The sequence below is a fragment of the Marivirga lumbricoides genome, from assembly GCF_014636295.1.
GTDB lineage: Bacteria > Bacteroidota > Bacteroidia > Cytophagales > Cyclobacteriaceae > Marivirga > Marivirga lumbricoides.
Genome location: NZ_BMEC01000001.1, coordinates 127,868 through 142,518, shown reverse-complemented (window position 1 = coordinate 142,518; position 14,651 = coordinate 127,868). Strand labels below are relative to the sequence as shown.

At 35.5% G+C, this 14,651-nt stretch carries 11 protein-coding genes; 3 read left to right on the top strand and 8 right to left on the bottom strand.

All coding sequences use genetic code 11. From position 1 onward, the window contains the following. The first annotated feature begins 5 nt into the window (after positions 1-5). Positions 6-3,257, top strand: coding sequence for a DUF4132 domain-containing protein (locus IEV85_RS00630; protein ID WP_188459865.1), 3,252 nt, complete (start codon positions 6-8; stop codon positions 3,255-3,257). 140 nt (positions 3,258-3,397) lie between these two features. Here IEV85_RS00630 and IEV85_RS00625 read toward each other — a convergent pair whose 3' ends face one another. The 7 genes from IEV85_RS00625 to sufB form a co-directional block, all read right to left on the bottom strand. Next, positions 3,398-3,814 carry a BrxA/BrxB family bacilliredoxin gene (locus IEV85_RS00625; RefSeq protein WP_188459864.1) on the bottom strand — a complete coding sequence of 139 codons (417 nt, stop codon included), beginning with the start codon at positions 3,812-3,814 and terminating at the stop codon, positions 3,398-3,400. Between the two features lie 95 nt (positions 3,815-3,909). Next, on the bottom strand, positions 3,910-4,248 hold the full coding sequence (locus IEV85_RS00620; RefSeq protein WP_188459863.1) for an SUF system Fe-S cluster assembly protein: 339 nt from the start codon (positions 4,246-4,248) through the stop codon (positions 3,910-3,912). Between the two features lie 12 nt (positions 4,249-4,260). Further along, positions 4,261-4,704: a SufE family protein gene (locus IEV85_RS00615; RefSeq protein ID WP_188459862.1), complete on the bottom strand. Its 444-nt coding sequence runs from the start codon at positions 4,702-4,704 to the stop codon at positions 4,261-4,263. Positions 4,705-4,724: 20 nt separating this feature from the next. Next, positions 4,725-5,966, bottom strand: coding sequence for an aminotransferase class V-fold PLP-dependent enzyme (locus tag IEV85_RS00610; protein WP_188459861.1), 1,242 nt, complete (start codon positions 5,964-5,966; stop codon positions 4,725-4,727). Positions 5,967-5,976: 10 nt separating this feature from the next. Next, complete coding sequence (gene sufD / locus IEV85_RS00605) at positions 5,977-7,302, bottom strand: Fe-S cluster assembly protein SufD (RefSeq protein WP_188459860.1); 1,326 nt, start codon at positions 7,300-7,302, stop codon at positions 5,977-5,979. Positions 7,303-7,311: 9 nt separating this feature from the next. Continuing rightward, positions 7,312-8,073, bottom strand: a complete 762-nt coding sequence (gene sufC, locus IEV85_RS00600; protein WP_188459859.1) for a Fe-S cluster assembly ATPase SufC — start codon at positions 8,071-8,073, stop codon at positions 7,312-7,314. Positions 8,074-8,135: 62 nt separating this feature from the next. After that, complete coding sequence (gene sufB, locus IEV85_RS00595) at positions 8,136-9,581, bottom strand: Fe-S cluster assembly protein SufB (protein ID WP_188459858.1); 1,446 nt, start codon at positions 9,579-9,581, stop codon at positions 8,136-8,138. 453 nt (positions 9,582-10,034) lie between these two features. Between sufB and IEV85_RS00590 the strand changes: the two genes are divergently transcribed. Both IEV85_RS00590 and IEV85_RS00585 read left to right on the top strand, forming a co-directional pair. Then, the gene (locus IEV85_RS00590; RefSeq protein ID WP_188459857.1) at positions 10,035-11,711 is read left to right on the top strand and encodes an AMP-binding protein; all 1,677 of its coding nucleotides are present in this window, start codon (positions 10,035-10,037) and stop codon (positions 11,709-11,711) included. A 192-nt stretch (positions 11,712-11,903) separates the two neighbouring features. Beyond that, positions 11,904-14,087: a GAF domain-containing protein gene (locus tag IEV85_RS00585; RefSeq protein ID WP_188459856.1), complete on the top strand. Its 2,184-nt coding sequence runs from the start codon at positions 11,904-11,906 to the stop codon at positions 14,085-14,087. 1 nt (position 14,088) lies between these two features. Here IEV85_RS00585 and msrB read toward each other — a convergent pair whose 3' ends face one another. Continuing rightward, positions 14,089-14,544, bottom strand: coding sequence for a peptide-methionine (R)-S-oxide reductase MsrB (msrB, locus tag IEV85_RS00580; RefSeq protein ID WP_188459855.1), 456 nt, complete (start codon positions 14,542-14,544; stop codon positions 14,089-14,091). Between the last annotated feature and the right edge of the window lie 107 nt (positions 14,545-14,651).

Here is a 14,651-nt window from a genome sequence, read left to right as displayed (position 1 = left end):
CAGATATGGGTTTTTTTGACAAATTTTTTAAATCGAAGAAATCATCTTCAGTAAAAGTAAAGTCATTTGCTGAAGAGGAATCAGAAGTTATTCCAGACCTAAAGCAACTAGTGTTAAAGCAATATGAAATTAATGGATTATCAATAGAAGCGATAAACTCTCACTTTCTAGCTCCATGTCTTGAGGTGCTCTTAGCAAATAGCTACGAAAAAAATAATTATGATCATAATCCTGAAGCCTATAGAGAGAAATATTTTCTTTTTTTAGCTATTACCAATCTGGTCTATCATTATCCTTTCGATGAAATTATTGAGGGTATATTGAGTCATTTCTTTAAAGAGGGAAAACCTTATTATGCTATTTCGGATTTAATTAGATCAGGCGGCAGTCATCTATTGACAGCACATCCTGAAAAACACTTGATAATTAGTAGTGGCTCTTCCATATTACGAATCTATCATGCCTTATATATCAGAAAGGATCAGAATTTCAGTTACGCATTACAAGTACATTCCATCCTGAATAATGCCAGGACATCTGAATTTAAGGATGGTTTTTCAATATTATTGGAGATTGCCACCAGAAGGATTGTATATGAGACTCCCTGGATTTTATCGCATTTGGTAATATTTAAAGAGTATGATCGTAGAACTAAGCTTACCACTACTTATACTGATAAAAAAGAGGAAGTAATTTTAAAATTAGAGAAAGTGCTGAGTGATTTTAACTCATCGTATATTTTCAATCTGGAGTTAAGCAAATTATTATTAATTACAGAGCACATTTTGTACCTGGAAAGAAATGAAATATTTTTAAAAACTAACTATAGGGATAGAAAAAAAATAGGGTTAAAAGAAATAGGAGAAGAATTAGAGCCCTTCATAAATGCTGCAAAAGATTCAATGCCTTCTTTTATGGATGTTTGGATGTATCATGGTTCTTTCTACTTTTCATCAGATATATCTAAATTGTATAAAGAGATTACCGAAAATTTACTTTCCATCAATAAATTTTCAAATTCAGACTATAATCGCTGGCTTTCTGTATATCAATATATTGGTAAAGAGCATGTTAAATCATTCTATTCACCTCTATTTGATAACTATGTAAAAACGCAAAATTTTAGTGACTATGCTACGCAACAATTTACGAAATACTTCTACACCTTTTATGGTATAAATGAAAGTAGACCGATGCCAAAGAAGTTGGTGGAGGGGCTTTGTAAAATAGCGGATGCTAATAATAACACATTTGAAAGAGAATTTTTAAAACAATGTTATCGGAGCCCTATTTCAGTTTCAATGCTTACCTCAGATTCTTATGGATTTTATACAGGTTCAAAAAATGCACTTGAAGAATCTGTTCTAACAATCCATTCGCAATTTAATGCTTATGTCCCCTCTTCAGTTAAAAGTGTAAATAAGGGTCAGTATTATCAGGAAGAGCATGAGTTGTTTGCTTTAAATATAGAGGGAGAAGACTACAAAGTTCCTCACTCTTTTACCGGAGTACTGAATAAAATTTTAGCTGAGCGACAAGTCGGTGTAAGGTTGGTACCTGTACCTATTTGTAGTTCTAAGGATTATTATGGTAATACCAGGTACATCGCAACGCTTTCTATAATTAACGTAACACAGTTTAAGTATCTAACTGAGCAATATATTCCACTCAGATTTCCGGAATTGAGGGGTGTCCGGGCATATGAGAGTATTTCATATATTAACATGGAAGGAAAAGCCTTTCATGAAATAAACTCAAAAGATGTGTTTGAAGGTGGAGAGCAGGTTTTTTCAGCTGGCTTTGCTAAAAATGTTAAGTGGAGCTGGTTTAAAGAAACATACGTTGATCAACTCAGAAGCAAACATAAATGGTACCGGGCGATGGATACCCTTACTTCTTTTGCAGGTACTAAAAATCCAAATAAGAAGTGGGTCTCGGACATGAATAGCATCATTGATGAGATGGGTGAAGAGCAATATTTTGACGAACTGAATTCCTTAATTTATGAAAGCAGGGAAGAGAAGTCATGGTTTTTTGATGAATATAATAAAACTCTCAAAGGCATGATTTGGTCTTGTATATTAAGGTCTACAGAGCGTTCTCTTCTGATAGTTAAAGCAGTTACAGAATTGTCCTATGTCAAAATATCAGGTATAGGTCCAAGGTCTACAAAAACAGGTAATTTTTGTATGGAAGCTTTGGCCAACTCTCCTTCAGAGATAGCCTATGGAATATTACAATTAATGAGGCTTAAATCTAAGTATCCTCGGTTTGTTAAAGCTATAGATAAGTACATAGAAAAGTACAAGGCAAACAATAAAAGCAATTTGGAAGAGCTTGAAGATAAGGCGTTACCAAATTTTGGCTTTTCTCAGGGAGTGAAAACCTACAACTTTAAAGATGTTTTACTACAATTAACTTTTAATAAAGGTAAAATTGCGAAAACCTACATAGTCAACCATAAAAGTCAGAAAACTATACCAGATGTCTTAAAAATGCAACACGCTGCACGATTTAAAGAAGTTACTGCAGAGGTAAAGCAGATTAGTGATATTTTGAAGGGCCTGCAGGAAAGGTTAAAATCATTTTGGCTCTACAATAGAAGCTGGAAATTTACCGAGTGGAATAAATATATCTTTCAACATGAGTTGATGAACCCTCTGATAGAAAATATGGTATGGAAGAGTATTGATAGTGAAGAATTATTTATCTCCAAACGAGATCAACTCATTCAAATAAATGGAGCAATAATTGAGTTGGATGAAGAGGAAGAAGTTTGCTTATGGCATCCGGTTATTGCAGATACCGAAGAAATAAACGAGTTGCTAGCTTATTTCAAAAAGAATAAGTTGAATCAGGTAGAAAGGCAAATAGATCGTGAGTATTATTCATTTTCGCCAGATGAGCTTAATGAAGTGGAAAACGATCGTTTTGCAAATCAGCAGCTTGAAGTCAGGAAACTGATGGCATTGGCAAATTCAGCCGGCTGGGTTTTTACTTATGTGCACGAAGATGTAAGCTGGCCAAGGATTTATTTAAAAGCCCTTGATCTAACAGCACATTTCAAGTGTGATTTTGATAGAACAGCTGAATATATACCATCAGGGTCATTTTTTATTAGCAAAGGGGATACTACTAAAATTTCTTACAGTACTAAATTTGATAAACTAAAATTATCTACTATACCTGCAACTACTTTGTCTGAAGTTTGTAGGGATATTGATATGTTTGTTTCAGTGGCTAAACATAAAAAATAGAAAGTAGTATTGTGTATTTAAAACGCTACCTCCAGTATCAGCACTGATCAAATCTTTAAGCAGAGCTGATTTCATATCGCCAAACAAAAAAGCCATTACTTTTCAGCAATGGCTTTTCTACTATCTTTAATTTTAGTCTCTTAACAATACTCATCAAACACCTGTACAAGGTGTTCTCCAATCATTTGTGCTGAGCGACCTTCAATGTGGTGTCTCTCTACAAAATGAACCAATTCACCATCCTTAAATAAAGCGATAGAAGGTGAAGATGGTGGATAAGGAGCTGTCATCTCTCTTACTTTAGCTACTGCTTCCTGATCTACACCAGCAAATACAGTAGTTAAATGATTTGGCTTTTTCTCGCTTGAAGTAACAGCCCATTTCACACCGGGACGAGCCGCACCTGCAGCACAACCACAAACTGAGTTAATTACCATTAATGAAGTCCCTTTATGGTCTTTCAGGTGATTAACAACCGCGTCTGAAGTTCTTAATTCTTCAAAACCTACTTCTGTTAGATCAGCACGCATTGGTGCTACCATTTCTTCTGGATACATATATTTTGATCTTTTATTTTAAAAATTAATAATTCTACTTTACCTTTTAATTCTTTAATCTGGAGTCTATGCCCTAAAATCCGGCTTCTAATTAACTACATAAACCCTAACTCCAGTTTAGCAGCTTCACTCATCATTTCCTGAGAGTATGGAGGATCAAACGTCAATTCTACTTTAACATCATTCACTCCTTCAATTGCTTTAACCTTCATCTCCACCTCTCCGGGAATTTCTTCAGCGGAAGGGCAGGAGGGGGAAGTTAATGTCATTAAAATATAAACATTATTGACAGGATATACATTTACCTCATAAATAAGGCCTAATTCATAAATATCTACAGGTATTTCCGGGTCATAAACAGACTTAATCGCCTCCATCACTTTGTCCCGCAAATTAGTTGCTGCGGCCGTATTATCTTGTTTTGTATCCGACATATCGTATTAATTTTAAGCCTCGTTTTCTAATTTTGTTTTGTAAGCAAAAGCGTACATTTTAAACTGCTTAATCATTGACATAAAACCGTTAGAGCGTTGCGTACCAATAAACCTGTTCATATTTATTTTATGAATAAAGTACAAATCAGCATCTAAAATATCATTAGCAGTTTGTCCGTTTAAAATGCTAACAAGTAAACTCACAAGCCCTTTTGTAATGGCAGTATTGCTATCAGCCTGAAAATATATCTTACCATTATCTTCTGAAGCATATAGCCATACTTTTGATTGACAACCTTTAACAATTTGCTCTTCAGTTTTTAGAGATTCAGGCATTTCAGGAAGCTTTTGTCCCAATTCCATCAGGTAGCCAATCATCATTTCCATATCGCCATCCAACATGGAGAACTTCTCTATAATATCATCTTGTATATTATTGATACTTTGATTACTCATTCTAAAAGTGTTAATTGTTTTTAGGAGAATTTAGAGACTATATCTTTTAAAGATTCAGCCAAAAAATCAATTTCTTCTTTCGTATTATAAACGGAAAAGGAAGCACGTATGGTTCCCTCAATTCCGAAGTGATCCATTAAGGGCTGAGTGCAATGATGACCTGTCCTAACCGCTATTCCTTTTGCATCTAACATCATTCCGGCATCATACGGATGAACGTTATCCAATGTAAAAGATACTACACTGACTTTATTCTCAGTGGTACCATAAAAATTAATGCCAGGAACTTCAGCAAGTCTTTTATGTGCATGAGCAGTAATTTCATTTTCATGACGTACAATATTTTCCTTCCCTAAGGCATTGATATATTCCACCGCTGCTTTAAGAGCAACAATATCTGCTATATTGGGTGTGCCTGCCTCAAATTTATAGGGAATGTCATTATATGTGGTTTTCTTAAAGCTAACGTCTTTAATCATTTCACCACCACCCTGGTAAGGATTCATCTTTTCAAGGATTGCTCGTTTTCCGTATAAAATACCACTGCCGGTAGGGCCATACATTTTATGGCCTGAGGTGGCAAAAAAGTCACAATCCAAATCCTGCACATCCACCTTACAATGCGAAGCTGCCTGCGCACCATCGATCATCATAACTGCGCCTGCCTGATGTGCCAGTTGAGCGATCTCTTTCACCGGATTTACAGTTCCTAATGAATTGGAAGCAAAAACAACAGAAACCATTTTAGTTTTTTCTGTAATTAATTCTTTCACTTCATCAATAGAAATGGCACCATCTTTATGTACAGGAATTACTTTAAGTATAGCACCTTTTTCTTCACAAAGCATTTGCCAGGGCACTATATTGGAATGATGCTCCATTCCACTAACCAGTATTTCATCTCCCGGTTGGATAAACTTTCTTCCGTAGGCTGTAGCAACCAGGTTAATACTATCGGTAGTCCCTTTAGTAAAAATAACTTCTTCACTTTCTGCGGCATTTATAAACTGCTGAAAGGTGGTTCGTGTAGCTTCAAAAGCAGTAGTGGCTTTTTCTGCCAGTGAATGTAAGCCTCTATGAATATTGGCATTATAACCTTCATAATACTGAGTAATAGCATTAATTACCTGCTTAGGTTTCTGCGTAGTGGCAGCATTATCAAAATATACCAGCGGTTTCCCATTCACCTTTTGTGAAAGGATGGGGAAATCTGCTCTTATCTTTTGAATATCTAAATTAGTTTCAGTGGCTATACTACTCATATTACTGATTTTATAATCTTTCTGTAATTTTGCTTTCAACTAAGGTCTTCAAAGCTTCAATTTTTATTTTGTTTACCACATCTGAAGCGAAAGCATTTAATAGCATAGATTTAGCTGTTTTCTCATCTAAACCTCTGGCTCTTAGATAGAACAACTGATCTTTATCTAACTGCCCTACAGTACATCCGTGAGAACATTTTACATCGTCAGCCCAAATTTCCAGCTGAGGTTTTGTGTCCATTTCTGCTTCATCAGATAATAGAATGTTTCTATTGGATTGGAAGGCATTTGTTTTCTGTGCAGGCTGTCTAACGAATATTTTGCCATTAAAAACGCCTTTTGATTTACCATCAAGCACGCCTTTATAAGTTTCGTTACTTTCACAGTTTGCCACTTTATGGTCTACCACTGTATGATTATCCACATGGGTAGAATTATTTATAAAGTACAATCCTGACATATTAGTTTCAGAATGTTCTTTATGCACTGCAATGCTCAAATTATTTCTGATTACTGCTCCGGAAAAACTGAACGTACTAGAATTAAAAACTGATTTACCTAACTGGTGAACTAAAGTAGCTCCCACATGAATAGCTTTTGCCGATTCATTTTGCAATTTGTAATAATCGAAAATCGCATCATCCTTTATTACTATTTCAGTAGCTGCATTAGTGAAACTTGAGTTGTTTCCAAGCGTAACATAGGTTTCAAGCATATTTGCCTGACTGTTTTGTTCGGCAATTACCAGATTTCTTGGCTGAGAAATAACATCTTTTCGTTCAGCATCCGAAAAATAATAACAAGCGATAGTTTTTTCAATAATTGCACTTTTAGCAATTTTAATAAAAGCACCGCTATTTGTAAATGCAGTATTTAATGAAGAGAAGCTATCGGCTCCCTCAATGCTATGCTGATGGAAATGTTGCGCAAAATCATCGGAAAAATCATTTTGAGCTGTTTTTATAGACTGAATATGTAAACCCTCAGGTAAATTTTGCAAATGGGAAAGACTTTCATTGAATTGGCCATTTACAAACACAAGATTAATAGCTTCTAAGTCAGGGATGAAGTGCTTTTGAATATCATCAGTAGTAAATTCTGAGGCCTCTTCTGCCAGGGCTTCCACATTCAAATTTCTTCCAAAAGCTTTTGCTATATTCGTATATTTATATTCTTCGTTCTTAGCAACAGGTAAACCATTTTCCCTGAAGGCTTCAAAAGCATTTCTTCTTACCTGATGCAAAGGTTTCTTACTTTCACCATTCAGTTTGCTTTCAAATGATTGAAACTGAGAAATGAAAAATTGATCTATTTGCTCTTTAGTTAATTTACTCATACTTACTGATTATGCTTTTGCAACATCTGCTTCTTCTTTCACCCAGTCGTACCCTCTTTTTTCTAATTCCTTAGCCAGGTCTTTTCCACCGGATTTTACAATTTTTCCATCGTACAAAACATGCACAAAGTCTGGAACTATATAGTCTAATAATCTTTGATAGTGAGTCACTACAATAGTTGCGTTATCAGCATTCTTCAATGTATTTACACCATTGGAAACGATTCTTAACGCATCAATGTCGAGGCCGGAATCAGTTTCATCTAAAACAGCAAGCGTTGGCTCTAGCATAGCCATCTGAAAAATCTCATTTCTTTTTTTCTCACCGCCTGAAAAGCCTTCGTTTAACGAGCGGCTTAAAAGTGACTGATCAATCTCTACTAATTTCATCTTCTCTTTCATCAACTGGAGAAAAGAAACAGCATCTAATGGCTCTAAACCTCTATGTTCTCTTACCTTATTAATAGCTGTTTTCATGAAATTGGTGGTGGTAACACCCGGTATTTCAATAGGGTATTGAAAAGCTAAAAATACGCCTTCTTTCGCACGCTCATCTGCGGCTAGTTCCAATAAATCTTTTCCTTTAAAAACTATTTCCCCTGAATCAACAGTATAATCTTCTCTACCTGCTAAAACAGAAGCTAAAGTACTTTTACCTGAACCATTAGGACCCATTATAGCATGTACTTCACCAGGTTTTACTTCAAGGTTAATCCCTTTTAATATTTGTTTCCCCTCTATTGAGGCATGTAAATTCTTTATTGATAACATTCTATATTCTATTTATTAATATTAATCAGCTATTGATCAAATTCTTTTCCATAAGGAGGATATTACCCTACCGAACCTTCTAAAGTAAGCGCCAATAATTTTTGAGCTTCCACTGCAAACTCCATGGGTAGCTTATTTAAAACCTCTTTACAATATCCATTTACAATTAAAGCAACAGCGCTCTCTTCATCAATTCCTCTTTGGGTACAATAGAAAATCTGATCTTCTCCAATTTTAGAAGTAGTAGCTTCATGCTCTATCTGAGACGATTTATTTTTAACTTCTATATAAGGGAAAGTGTGAGCACCACATTGGTCTCCCATTAACAGGGAATCACATTGAGAAAAATTTCTTGAGTTTGTTGCCCTTGGGTGGATTTCCACTAAGCCTCTGTAAGAGTTTTGACTTCTACCGCCTGATACACCTTTCGAAACGATTCTGCTTTTAGTATTTTTACCAATGTGAATCATTTTAGTACCTGTGTCAGCTTGCTGAAAATTGTTCGTTACCGCCACTGAGTAAAATTCACCTTGTGAATAATCACCTTTTAGTATACAGCTGGGGTATTTCCAGGTAACTGCTGATCCCGTTTCCACCTGCGTCCAGGAAATTTTTGCATAATCGCCTGCGCAAATTCCTCTTTTCGTTACAAAATTATAAATACCGCCTTTTCCTTGCTTATCACCAGGGTACCAGTTTTGAACAGTTGAATATTTTACTTCAGCATTTTTTGCAGCATAAATTTCTACTACCGCAGCATGAAGCTGGTTTTCATCTCTCTGAGGTGCAGTACAACCCTCAAGATAACTAACATACGAATCTTCCTCAGCAACAATTAAAGTACGTTCAAACTGACCTGTATTAGCTGCATTGATGCGGAAATAAGTGGAAAGTTCAACCGGGCATCTTACCCCTTTAGGAATGTAGCAAAATGAACCATCAGAGAAAACTGCTGAATTTAAAGCAGCGTAAAAATTATCATTTGAAGGTACTACCGAGCCAATATATTTTTTAACCAGTTCAGGATGCTCTTTCACAGCTTCGCTGAATGAACAAAAGATAATCCCTTGTTCCAGAAGTTGTTTTTTGAAGGTTGTTCCTACTGATACGGAATCCATTACGGCATCAACAGCTACTCCGGTCAATCTTTTTTGCTCTGTTAATGAAATCCCTAATCTCTCAAAGGTTTTCAATAACTCAGGATCAACTTCGTCTAAACTGTTGGCAGTTTTCTTTTTCTTTGGTGCAGAATAATAAATGATATCCTCAAATTGAGGTTTTGGATAATGTACATTTGCCCAGTTAGGCTCAGTCATTTTTCTCCAATTTCTATAGGCTTTTAATCGCCACTCTAATAGCCATTCAGGCTCTTCTTTTTTAGCTGAAATAAATCTTACAATATCTTCATTAAGGCCTGGAGGGGCTGAATCTGCTTCAATATCCACCGTCCAACCATGTTCATATTCTTTGGAGGCGAATTGTTCTAATATTTGATCGTCTTTACTCATGTACGAATTATTTAGACTAATTTCAATTAATATACAAAGTTAACATAATTAGCTGCTTTATGTTAATGAAAGGGCAATAATTTTTAGTGATATACGTATAGCAAAAATTTATCAAATCTTTGCATTTCATTTATCTCAAAAGTTTGTTTTGAGGAAAAATATTTCACTTACTCTACCATAAGTTTCTCTACAACTTAATATTACCTACTGCTCCTATCATTCTTTCTTTGGTGAATAACGTTTGAGTGTTTAATAAGTTCAATCTCTCATTTATGCTGGTATGTACTTTTTTGGGAGAAAATTCTTTGAGTATTTACAGGTTTTAATTTGTTGATTGACAGCCTCTTTTGACTTAATAGGGAGGTTGTTGAATGTATTTATCGTCAATGCCTTTATGTAAGAATCATATTTTTTAGTAATTTCAGACCGAAACGATTTTTAGAAATAAATTATATGAGTGATTTTCCATGGTATAAGCACTATCCTAAGGGAGTGCCTAGGGAGATAAATCCTGATCAATACAAAAACCTGCCTGAATTATTTGCTGAAGTTTTTCAAAAGCATGCTGATGCAGAAGCCTACGAAAATATGGGTAAGGTGCTTACCTATGCTGAAGTTGATACTTTATCAAATAATTTTGCAGCTTATCTACAGCGTGAGGCTCAATTGCAGAAAGGTGATAGAATAGCAATTCAAATGCCTAACTGCTTACAATATCCTATTGCTATGATTGGAGCCATAAAAGCCGGATTAATTGTAGTGGGTACTAATCCTTTGTACACTTCAAGAGAAATGGCTCATCAGTTTAAAGATTCCGGAGCCAAAGCGATAGTAATCGTGGCTAATTTTGCTTCAAATTTGGAGAAAATTCTTCCTGAGACTGAAATAAAAACTGTTATTCATACCCAGCTGGGAGATATGTTGGGAGGGTTGAAAGGTCCAATTGTTAATTTTGTGGTAAAGTATATTAAAAAGATGGTGCCATCTTACAATATACCCTCTGCTATAAGTTTCAGGGAGGTGCTAAAAAAAGGAAGGAATCATCAGTTTAAAGCACCCGAAATTGCATCATCCGACCTGGCTTTGCTGCAATATACAGGAGGCACAACAGGAGTGAGTAAAGGAGCAAAACTTTCTCACAGAAATTTGATAGCTCATACTTTACAAACTAAGGAGTGGTTCAAGCCGCTTTTTACGGAAGGTACACAAGAGCAAATGATTACAGCATTGCCACTATATCACATTTTTGCTTTGGCGGTGAACGGCTTGTTAATGTTTAGTATTGGTGCTAAAAGTATTCTCATTACCAATCCCAGAGATATGCCAGCCTTTATTAAAGAGTTAAAAAAGCATCCATTTACTTTGATGACAGGTGTAAACACCTTATTTAATGGATTACTTAATCAACCGAAATTTAAAGAGGTTGATTTTAGCCACTTAAAAGGATCAATTGGAGGCGGTATGGCAGTGCAAAGAGCAGTAGCGGAGAAATGGAAGAAAATAACAGGCGGACCACTGGTTGAGGGGTACGGTTTAAGTGAGACATCACCTGTATTAAGTGTGAATCCTTTAGATGGAACAGAGAGAATAGGCACTATTGGGTTACCAACTCCAAGTACCGATATGAAAGTAATGGATGAAAGTGGTAATGAGATGCCTGTAGGCGAACCTGGAGAGATTTGCGGAAAAGGACCTCAGGTAATGTCTGGTTACTGGAATAAGGATGAACTGAATGACACCACTTTCTTTAAGAAAGAATGGTTTCGCACAGGTGACATAGGTGTTCAGGACGAAGATGGCTTCTTTAAAATTGTTGATCGAAAAAAAGATATGATAAATGTGTCAGGCTTTAATGTTTACCCGAATGAAGTGGAAGATGTGATAGCTGCTATGGACAAAGTACTTGAAGTAGCTGTTGTCGGTGTGCCTGATGAAAAATCAACTGAAGTGGTAAAGGCTTTTATAGTTAAAAAAGATTCTTCTTTAACGGAGGAAGAAGTGTTTGCTTATTGTAAAGAAGAATTAACTGCTTATAAAAGGCCTAAATCAATCTCTTTTGAGAAGGAATTGCCAAAATCGAATGTTGGTAAAATCATCAGAAGGCATTTAAGAGACAAAGAGGCTAAATAGCCTCTTTTTTTTATCTGTTAAATAATCAGATTTATCATATATATAATTCTTCTGGTAGAATTTCTATTAACCTACTATTTCCAAGCCTCCCTTACTTTAATTTTTAGTTGCTATTTAATAACAAAGGCATAATGGTTTTTGAGCTTTACTAACATCCTCCCACTTTATCTTTGATCTATAATTGGGTAAATTATGAGATTTAAAGATTTAGCTATACGTAAAAAATTCATTTTTGCTTTCTCTTTTTTATTGCTATTAGCATTTTCAGGAGGGCTTCTGGTTTACAGTTTTTTTGTGAAAATCCAGAATTTCCAAGCCTTGAAAAATGAAACTGCTGAGCTTATGCTGGAATTGAATAAAGCGCAAAAGTTAGAAAAGGAGTTTCTTCTTTACGGATGGAAATCCACGGATTTTCTGGAGGATGGATCAACCGAGTTTACTGAGCTATATTTTCAGAAAATTCAATGGGTGGAAGATGAGTTATTGAAACAGTCTGCAAAGGAAATAGCAGGAAGTGTTGGTCTTGACTGGGAACTGAAGTCACTTAGACAATCGGTTGTTAACTATAAAAGAACGTTTGATCGGTTGAGAGAAATGTTGCTTAAAAGAGGCTTTAAGGATCATGGCCTGGAAGGTGAAATGAGAAATTACGCTCACAATTTGCAAAAGTGTATATCTTCCGATGAGAAAGTATTTGCATTTAGCTTAAGGAAACATGAGAAAGACTTTGCCTTACGAAAGGATCTTGCATATGTGCAGAAACTACATAAGCTTTCATCAGAGTTCATTCATTTCATTGAACAGGCTTCGGTTGAGGAATACCCTCACATGACTTCTGGTTATAAAACTGAGATAATTAATGCAATCAATGCTTACAAGAATCACTTTGATAAAATAGTGCAGGCTGAGATTAGTATCGGACTTACCCAACGTAATGGTTTGCTTCTAGAGCTGGAAAATATTATTGATAAAATCAGCCCCAGATTAAATAGCCTTAACCAGAAAATAAGCCAGAAAAATGCTGAGTTACAGGAGCGGGCTTTTTTAGTTACAACAGCTACTTTACTTCTATTGCTAACAAGTGTTGTCGGATTAATTTACTTGTTTAGGCACACTGTTTTATATCCTATTACGCATCTTGATAATATAGTAAAGAAAGTTTTAGTAGGAGATACTAAAGCGGATAAAGAATTAGATACCTCTTCAAAAGACGAAATAGGTAGTTTAAGCAGGAACTTTCAGCTTATGTTGGAAAATTTACGCATTAACTTAAAGCAAATAAAAGAAAAGAATAAAGAATTGGAAATTAAAGCCTTAAGAGATGCACAGCAACAATGGAAAATGGAAGGGTTGGATAAGTTCTCTGATTTGATGAAAACAGAAAGTGTTAACCTTAAGACTTTCGCATATATGGTAATAAGTGAATTAGTGAGGTATATTGAAGCTAATCAGGCAGCTTTTTTTATCGCGGCAGAAGAAGGTAGTCATGAGTTCATGGATATGAAAGCATGCTATGCTTATGAAAGAAAGAAAAGTGTTCAATTGAAAGTTTCGAAAGGAGAGGGGCTGGTAGGTCAGGCCTGGTTGGAAGGCGAACTGATTTATGTAACCGATATTCCGGATTCGTATGTAAAAATTAAATCTGGTTTAGGTGGAGCTAATCCCAACAACATTGTGGTACTTCCGCTGGAAGTTAATGATAAAATTATTGGTATAATTGAGATTGCTTCTTTTAAAGTGCTTGGGCAATTTGAAGTAGATTTCCTTATAGAAGTTGGCAGTAGAATAGCTACTACTTTAAATAACCTGCAGATGCAGCAACATACTAAAGAATTGCTTGCTAAAAGCCAGCAAATGACTGAAGATCTTAGGGCTCAGGAAGAGGAGGTGAGGCAAAATATGGAGGAATTAGCAGCTACTCAGGACGAAATGAGTAGGCAGAATCAACAAACAGCTTTTTACCTGAATAAAATTGAAAAGACTAACCATATTCTGAATGGTACATTATCTAAAATATATAATGGTTTGATCATAATGGATGATCAACAGCGCATAATGGAAGTCAATGCTTACATAAAAGAGAAGCTATACTATAATGATGATGATGTTGAAGGAAATTCTCCTGAATTGATCCTCAAAACTTCTATAAATAAAATAATTAAAAACTTACACAATGATCCCCATTTTCTTTCTAAAGGCATATCAGAATCTAAAGTTTGCAAAATGATGGATAAATTCGGCAAGATTGAGGAGGCTCAATTTGTAATTACGGAAATTGAATCAGATGGTATTCATTTCTACTCTATTATGTTTAACAAGTTGGAAAAGCAAAAATCCAACAAGATTATTCTGAAAAGGAATACCAGAAAGCTATAAATTAGCTTTCTGTTACCAGATTGATAGAAGCAGAATTAATGCAATACCTTAAACCGGAAGGTTCAGGTCCATCAGGGAAAACATGCCCCAAATGTGCATCGCAAACATTACACATTACTTCTACCCGCACCATACCGTAAGAGGTGTCCTTTTCGTGTTTTACTACATTGTCATTGTAAGGTTCTGTAAAGCTAGGCCATCCGGAATTAGATTCAAATTTCAACTGGGAATCAAATAAGATGGTGTTGCAGCATATACAGGCGTATTTTCCAGGAGTGTGGGATTCACAGTAAGCGCCAGTGTAGGCTCTCTCAGTTCCCTTTTTACGGGTTATTTGGTATTGCTCCGGACTTAGTTGTTCTTTCCACTCCTTTTCTGTTTTTTCAACTTTTCTGGGAGGTTCAGGGCTGCCATGGTTTGCTTGTTTAATTACTTCGTTCCAATTCCAGTTTGTCATTTGTTTTGTTTTTATAGAGAGTAAACTAGCATTTTAATAATAGGTTTCGAAGAAATTTAAAAGGCAAAAAAAAAGCCTCTCTTTGGGAGAAGCCTTCATTCATTAAA